Annotated in this window: 11 protein-coding genes; 6 read left to right on the top strand and 5 right to left on the bottom strand. The window is 63.7% G+C overall.

Annotation, left to right across the window (positions count from 1 at the left end; genetic code table 11):
- Positions 1-85: 85 nt before the first annotated feature.
- The gene (locus tag BUC15_RS21320; RefSeq protein ID WP_073191393.1) at positions 86-322 is read right to left on the bottom strand and encodes a type II toxin-antitoxin system Phd/YefM family antitoxin; all 237 of its coding nucleotides are present in this window, start codon (positions 320-322) and stop codon (positions 86-88) included.
- A gap of 220 nt (positions 323-542) precedes the next feature.
- On the opposite strand from BUC15_RS21320, the gene BUC15_RS18250 reads away from it, so the two are divergent.
- From BUC15_RS18250 to BUC15_RS18230, 5 genes are all read left to right on the top strand, one after another.
- Entirely contained in the window at positions 543-974 is a 432-nt protein-coding gene (locus BUC15_RS18250; RefSeq protein ID WP_139280361.1) for a hypothetical protein, read from the top strand.
- Positions 971-1,420, top strand: a complete 450-nt coding sequence (locus tag BUC15_RS18245) for a helix-turn-helix domain-containing protein (protein ID WP_084189736.1) — start codon at positions 971-973, stop codon at positions 1,418-1,420. Before BUC15_RS18250 ends, BUC15_RS18245 begins: the two co-directional genes overlap by 4 nt.
- A 154-nt stretch (positions 1,421-1,574) precedes the next feature.
- Complete coding sequence (locus BUC15_RS20135) at positions 1,575-1,898, top strand: hypothetical protein (protein WP_175558404.1); 324 nt, start codon at positions 1,575-1,577, stop codon at positions 1,896-1,898.
- On the top strand, positions 1,895-2,350 hold the full coding sequence (locus BUC15_RS18235) for a transposase (protein WP_425443382.1): 456 nt from the start codon (positions 1,895-1,897) through the stop codon (positions 2,348-2,350). Before BUC15_RS20135 ends, BUC15_RS18235 begins: the two co-directional genes overlap by 4 nt.
- Positions 2,351-2,387: 37 nt before the next feature.
- Complete coding sequence (locus tag BUC15_RS18230; RefSeq protein WP_175558406.1) at positions 2,388-3,659, top strand: ATP-binding protein; 1,272 nt, start codon at positions 2,388-2,390, stop codon at positions 3,657-3,659.
- Between the two features lie 113 nt (positions 3,660-3,772).
- On the opposite strand, the gene BUC15_RS18225 is transcribed toward BUC15_RS18230, so the two are convergent.
- The 3 genes from BUC15_RS18225 to BUC15_RS20125 all read right to left on the bottom strand — a co-directional run bounded on the left by BUC15_RS18225 (position 3,773) and on the right by BUC15_RS20125 (position 5,330).
- Positions 3,773-4,180, bottom strand: a complete 408-nt coding sequence (locus BUC15_RS18225; RefSeq protein ID WP_073191382.1) for a type II toxin-antitoxin system VapC family toxin — start codon at positions 4,178-4,180, stop codon at positions 3,773-3,775.
- Positions 4,177-4,482 (bottom strand): hypothetical protein, encoded by a 306-nt coding sequence (locus BUC15_RS20130; RefSeq protein ID WP_073191380.1) that lies wholly within the window; start codon positions 4,480-4,482, stop codon positions 4,177-4,179. Before BUC15_RS20130 ends, BUC15_RS18225 begins: the two co-directional genes overlap by 4 nt.
- A 701-nt stretch (positions 4,483-5,183) precedes the next feature.
- Entirely contained in the window at positions 5,184-5,330 is a 147-nt protein-coding gene (locus BUC15_RS20125; RefSeq protein WP_175558405.1) for a hypothetical protein, read from the bottom strand.
- A gap of 373 nt (positions 5,331-5,703) precedes the next feature.
- On the opposite strand from BUC15_RS20125, the gene BUC15_RS18215 reads away from it, so the two are divergent.
- Complete coding sequence (locus BUC15_RS18215; RefSeq protein ID WP_073191377.1) at positions 5,704-5,949, top strand: DUF2599 domain-containing protein; 246 nt, start codon at positions 5,704-5,706, stop codon at positions 5,947-5,949.
- A 145-nt stretch (positions 5,950-6,094) separates the two neighbouring features.
- On the opposite strand, the gene BUC15_RS18210 is transcribed toward BUC15_RS18215, so the two are convergent.
- On the bottom strand, positions 6,095-6,433 hold the full coding sequence (locus tag BUC15_RS18210; RefSeq protein WP_073186774.1) for a type II toxin-antitoxin system PemK/MazF family toxin: 339 nt from the start codon (positions 6,431-6,433) through the stop codon (positions 6,095-6,097).
- Positions 6,434-6,515 lie beyond the last annotated feature (82 nt).

The following is a 6,515-nucleotide window of genomic DNA, read 5'->3' as shown; positions in this document are numbered from 1 at the left end:
GGCTCTTCAGGGAGGCTGGACGGATCCAGTTGCCCCAACAGGATGACTGTGGACGTGTCCAGGATGCCCTCCTCGCTCGGGTGGCTCACAGTGTGGGATCCAGCCACTGATCGATGTCCGCGAGAAGCCTGGCAGGGTTCACTTGGGGAAGATGGCGTCGGCGTTCCACCAGTTCCTCGACACGTGAGGTTCGCCGGGGCAGCGGAATCACCTGAGCAACCGCCTCACCATCCTTTGTGACAATCAGACGCTCCCCGCGGGATACACGCCTCAGGACTTCTGCACTGTGGTTGCGCAGGTCTCGAACCGTAACTTCACTCACGGCAGAAGTGTATCACCGGTGATACGTAGTGCGTCAGGATTGGCTTTGAATGCCGGGCCGCAGAACACCTCTCGGCGCGTGGCCGCTCGTAGCGGCGAATCTTGGAGCCCGGGGTTACCACTGCCGCAAGCGACGCTCAACCGCTTTGGAATCAGATCAGACGGCCGTCACACCACAGGCTGGCCGCTTCCTTAGTTCGCCTCCCCTGACGATTCTGGGTATGGAGGCGGGTTTCGAGGCGGGTATCCGTCAACTTCGGCGGAGGCGACCCCTCGAAGTCATCAGTCTGAAGTTGCCTTCCGGAGCTGAACTACGAGTGCCGACGGAGGCCGAGATCTTGCGCATCAAGTGCTACCTTATAGTCAACCGAAACCGGACGCGTGATTACCTCGACGTGGCTGCGCTCGCTGATCACTTGGGCATCACTCGGGCCCAGGAGGTCGTTGGTCAGATAGGTGACTACTACGGCGAGTTGACAAGCACCGACGGTGCAGTTTCAACCGTCTTGGCGGATCGGCTGTTTCGCTGTGAGCCAGTGGATCGAAAGGCCATCGCTACGCTGTCGCGCTTCAAGGGCCTGGATGTGAAGTGGGCCGACTGGGGGAATGTCGCCACGGTTTGCCGCGAGTTGGCCAAGGGGGTGTTGCGGTGACTTCTCTGCGATTCCGAAACGTCGACGCCGACCCCGGCGACCCGCTCGACACATGGCCGCACGAGGCGTTCGAGACGGCAATGGAACGTGGACTGGTGCCGGACTGGCAGAGGATTGCCGACCATATCGACGGCGCGCCCTTCGGAGCCGCGGCAGCCACGCTGGCCGAGGTGCTTGAGTACACAGACGGCGTCGCAGCGTTCCTGCTGCGCGACAGGCTCGACCAGGCCCGCCGTCGTGCACTCAGGAGGGAACTTGCGGAGCGGACTGCTGCGCTGGGGCGACAGGTGGTTGCTGCGGGCATCACCCAGCGTGAGTTGGCCCGGCGGATCGGTGCGAGCGAGTCAAGGCTCTCAACATGGTTGTCCGGGCGACAGGTTCCGAGCGCTGCGACTGTGGTCAAGATTCAGCTGGCGCTGGCAGAATTCGTCGCGGACGGTGTATGAGGCCTACCGCCGGTTCACGAGATCAAACGAAAACGCCGCCCAACAGGTCCAACAGCAAGCTTGGCCGAAGCCCACTATCCTGACGCGTGGGTGTGCACGTGTATTCGGCGGTCATGGCCGTCATCGTCGGCGTCGTGCTCATCCCCTCCTCTTCGTGCCCTACGTCGCGTGGGCGTACCGGCGCCGCGGCGTCTTCGGGGTCGGGCATGCCGTGCCGGCCGCCGCGACGCTGGTCTCCCTGATGGCGCTGTGGACCTACACGATCCTGCCGCTGCCCGACCCGGCACTGCTCGACCGTTCCGATGGCGGCGTGGCGCCGCAGTTCATCCCGCTCGGGTCGCTGAGGGAAGTGGACCTTGCCGCGAATGGCTGGCGCGACCCGATGATCGTCCAGATGGTCATGAACGTGGCGCTGTTCGTGCCCGCAGGCTTGGGTCGATCGAGGACGTGGTGCTGTCGCTGTCGGCCAGGGGAATGACCCACGGCGACAGCAGCGCCCATCTGGCTGACGTCAACGGATCGGAGGTGTCAAAGACCACCATCTCGACGATCACCGTCAAGGTCCTTGACGGCATGTCGGAGTGGCAGAACCGGCCCCTGGACCCGGTCTACCCGGTGGTGTTCATCGACGCCATCCACGTCAAGGTCCGCGATGGCCAGGTCGCGAACCGGCCGATCTACATCGCGTTGGCTGTCACCACGGAGGGCAACCGCGACATCCGCGGGTTGTGGGTCGGCGACGGCGGTGAGGGTGCCAAGTCCTGGCAGCAGGTCCTCACCGTTTCGACACAAGTCAGAACACCAGCGGCAGGGACCTACCCCTATCCTCACCGTTTCGGTACAGCGGCGGGTGCTGGCCTTGGGCGGGGAGGCTGTGGCAGTGGTTTGACGGCTGTTCGTTGGGTGAGGGTGCGGCTATCTGTGGGGTAGCAGTTCGGCTACTTGTTGGATAGCGTATGGTTTGCCCATGGAATACAGGCGTCGTCTCATCGACCAGGAGCTTGATGAGCTGTTCGCCGAACTTCCTGCCGTCGCACTGGATGGCGCGAAGGGGGTGGGGAAGACGGCGACGGCATCTGCTCGGGCAGCCAGCGTCGTCCAGCTCGACCTTGCCGCTCAACGTGTTGCGGTAGTAGCCGATCCGCGGAGCGTCCTTGTGCGACCACGGCCACTCCTGATAGACGAGTGGCAGCATGTGCCCGAGGTCTGGGATGTGGTGCGACATGCGGTCGACGCGGATCGCTCAGGAGGGCAGTTCCTGTTCACGGGTAGTGCGACGCCGGGTGAAGGGGCCACCGCGCACTCCGGTGCCGGGCGGATCGTTCGGCTCCGGATGCGTCCGATGACCCTGTCTGAACGCGGAATCGTGGAGCCTGCGGTGAGCCTTGGGGAACTGCTCACGGGGCGGCGCGGGGCGGTCGCGGGGGAGACTTCCTTGCGATTGGTTGACTATGTGGATGCCATCGTGGCCTCCGGCCTGCCGGGGCTGCAAGGGTTGTCGAAGCGCGCACGGCGCACTTCGTTGGACAGCTACATCACCAACATTGTCGACCGCGACATCCCGGAGCAGGGTGTTGCTGTGCGTCGTCCGGACGTGTTGACGGACTGGTTGCGGGCCTATGCCGCGGCGACTGCTAGCACGGCGAGTTATACCGAGATCCTTGATGCGGCGACGGCCGGCGTGAGGGACAAGCCGGACCGTGGCACGACGACTTCCTACCGCGACACCCTGGCCCGGATTTGGGTGCTTGATCCCGTCCCGGCCTGGACCGCCTCCGGCTCACCGCTGAAGCGGCTTCAGCAGATGCCAAAGCATCACCTCATGGATCCGGCACTTGCGGCTCGGCTACTCGGGCTGACCGCGGAGTCCCTTCTGGATGGTGAGGGACGTCCGCTTGGCCCCCAGGAGGGCACGATGCTGGGAAGCTTGTTCGAGTCCCTCGCGACGCTGTGCGTTCGCGTGACCGCGCAGGCCGCTGAAGCCGGAGTGCGCCACCTTCGCACGCGAAACGGTGACCACGAGGTGGATCTGATCGTCGTTAGACCCGACGGTCGGGTGCTGGCGGTCGAGGTCAAGCTTGCCGCTGCGGTATCCGACACCGACGTCCGGCACCTCCGTTGGCTGCGAGATTCGATCGGCGATCGGCTGCTTGATGCCGTGGTCCTCAACACCGGCCCCACTGCCTACCGTAGGCCAGATGGGATTGCGGTCATCCCGCTGGGATTGCTCGGAGCGTAGCGGAGTCGGCATAGAGGGTTCGGTGCCCCGGTCTTGGGATTGGCTCAGGCGAAATGTGACGATGCCGAGGAAGCAGGAGGTCTGCGGTGGGCGAGGAGCCGTGGGGCCTCCCGTCAAGGGTTGCAGGGTCGATGGCTGCGATCAGCACGGATGCGGCGGGCTTCGGTTGGCGCCGAGCGGAGGCGCTGGTTGAAGGAAGCGATCGGTGCGCCGGTCTGCTCGTCTGCCAGCAGGACGCAGCAGTCGGGCAGCTTCAATCTGAGTTGTGCCCTGAGCCGTGCCAGGCGCAGCGGTGCATCGTCGGGGAGGGAGACTGCGCGCACACCCAACGACGTGATGTCGTCCATCAGTTGAGCGTCGCGACCCTGTTGGACGGCCTTCACCAAGACCTCGGCCAAGTTCAAGGGGCTGATGAACATGTCGTCGGCGAGATGGGCCCTGATCAAGGAGTCGGCGGTTTCGTGGTGGGCGTCATTGGCGTCGAGCAGAGCGATCAACACCCCGGCGTCGAGGGTGATCACTCTGGCCAGTCCTGACGCAACTCCGCTAAGTATCCGGCTTCGTACATGCCCGTATAGGCGCCGCTCAAGCGGTCGAGCGCAGCCCGACGGACGGCTTGAGTAGAGCCTTCGGATGTTTCGACGCTCTGCCGCCCCTTGGTGATGAGCCGTTTCAGGAGCCGGGATGGCCGACCCTTGTCTTCAGGCCAGCGGCGGGCTGCTGCGTCGAGGGCGGCGCGCACCTCCGCCGTCTCGGTCAGTGCGTGCCTCGGTTTGGTCGTGGGCGCGAATGAAATGTAACTCTTGGGGGAGAGGTGTCGCACTTATTGTCAAGCGTGGTGGTTCTGGAATCGTGGGAGCACTGGAGAGCGCGAAACTCCAGCCTCGCATAGTCGTGCATGTCTCTTGCGGTTCAGGTTTCGATGGGGTCGAAGGTTTCGTATCCGATCAGCTCGGCCACTTGCTTCATGGTGGCGTCGTGGGCGTCGAGCATCGCGGTGGGATTTTGGCGCAACTCCCCGACCGTGATCGTCTTCGGGGTCGTCGTAGTCCTGGGAATAGGGTACGTCGTTTTGTCTAGAGCTAGCTAGGCCGCAGCCAGAGCCCCGCGGGCTCTTGTCGTCGGAACGAGTGCTCACCGTGCTCCCGAGAGGCGTCGGCGGGCGTGGTGTGCATGCCGAAGTGCGCGTTGGTGCGGCACCTGGAGAGCCCAGTGGCGTGAGCTGTTGTGTGTGGCTCGTGCAGGTGCCGCGGTCTTGGGGTGCTGCCCGGGTCCGGTGTCTCTTGTGTCCGCACCCGGGCAGCAAAAAACCCCGGGCCTGTGGCTTCCGGGGTTGTGTGGGGCGGTTGCCGTACCTGCCAGTTGACCAGCAGAGTGGTGGTGGGTGACGGTTCCACGGGACTCAGGCTTGCTGCGTGCTCGGCGAGCGTGTGATCGCCCTTCGCCTGATTGCAGCGCCGATGAGCGAGGTGGGTGTTGGCGCGATCGTACTGTGATCCGCCTCGTGATCTTGGTAGGTCCTCGTCAACCTCTGGGCTCAATTGGGTCTGGCGTCTTGAGTTCCTTGTCGACCCACCTGCCGCAGATGATGCAGTGGGTTTCCTCAGCGAGCACGCGAGCGCGGATGGCGCGGCGTCGGGCTCCGTTGGCGTTGAGCTTCTGCCCGGTCATGTCGAGGGGGTAACAGGCTCAGCGCGGCAGACCACGGTTTACCTCGGGGGGCTTGGCGTTGCGACCGTGGCCTGACATGTGAACTCTTCTGTCTAGCTTTCGGCTAAGAAAAACACCTAGTCGGAGCAAAATGGGTGAGTTGCCCGTAGCTTCTGATGCATGACCAAACCAACACCGATCGCAGTAGGCGCCGTGCTCATGATCGTTGGCATTGCCATCTTTGCCATCTTTGGGTCTTTGGCCTTCTCCTGGGCCGAGGCCAACCCAACCGGGCCGCCACCGACTGCATGGGTTTCGTGGATTGGCTTGCCGGTCGGGCTTGTAGGCCTGCTGGTCACACTCTTCGGAATCAGCGAAAGGATCATCCGAAGAAATGAGAAGGATAGGTATCGTTAGCGTCACCGCGGCACTCGTGTTGTCGGGGTTGGGCGCCGTCCCGCAGGCAAGGGCCGACGCTCCTCACGAGGGAGACTTTGTGGACCTCGCGGGCAACCACATCACGATCGAGGCGACGACAGAGGTGAGCCAGATTGCACGCACGAAGCCGACTTGGAACGTGGATTCTTGGCGACCTGATGTCGGCTACGCGAAGACACTCTTGGCCCAGTGCAATCCCTGATCTAGATAGATCTAGATAATCGTTTGCGCCTAGAGAGATGTCTACGATTTGCGATTGGGTGGAGTCTTCCGGGTATCGGGTTGGAGGGCGCGACCGTGCTGATCGCCGCCCGGCCAGCTGCCGTGCTGGGGCTGTGGAATCCGGCCTACCGGCCGCCGGTCAGAAGTGCCAGAATCTGATGGACTTGGTCGACCGTTGCTTGGGGGTAGGGAGTGCGGTCGACGCGCGTGACCCGGTCTATCGACATGGACTTCACCTGCTCGCACATCGCCACGGTCGCTGTCGGCGCGGTGGGATCGAGGTTCACGTGGGTGGACCATGCGCGGTCGGTGTGGGCCAGTGGCACTGCTATGAGTAGTCCGCGGGCGCGGTGTAGAACGGGCTCGGACAACACGAGCCAAGGTCGGTGCTTGGCCTGTTCGCGGCCCATGGTTGGATCCATGCTCGCCCAGACCACATCGCCGCGCGAGATCAGCTGGGTCACTGGCCCGCCTCGAATCGAGCAATCGAGTCCTCGGCATCGTCGATGAATGCCGCATCCGCCTCGTCTACGGTGCCGCCCCGCA

It is taken from the genome of Tessaracoccus bendigoensis DSM 12906, from assembly GCF_900141915.1.
In the GTDB taxonomy this organism is placed as follows: Bacteria; Actinomycetota; Actinomycetes; order Propionibacteriales; family Propionibacteriaceae; genus Arachnia; species Arachnia bendigoensis.
The sequence above is the reverse complement of the archived record's forward strand: the minus strand, read 5'-3'. Positions and strand labels throughout refer to the sequence as shown.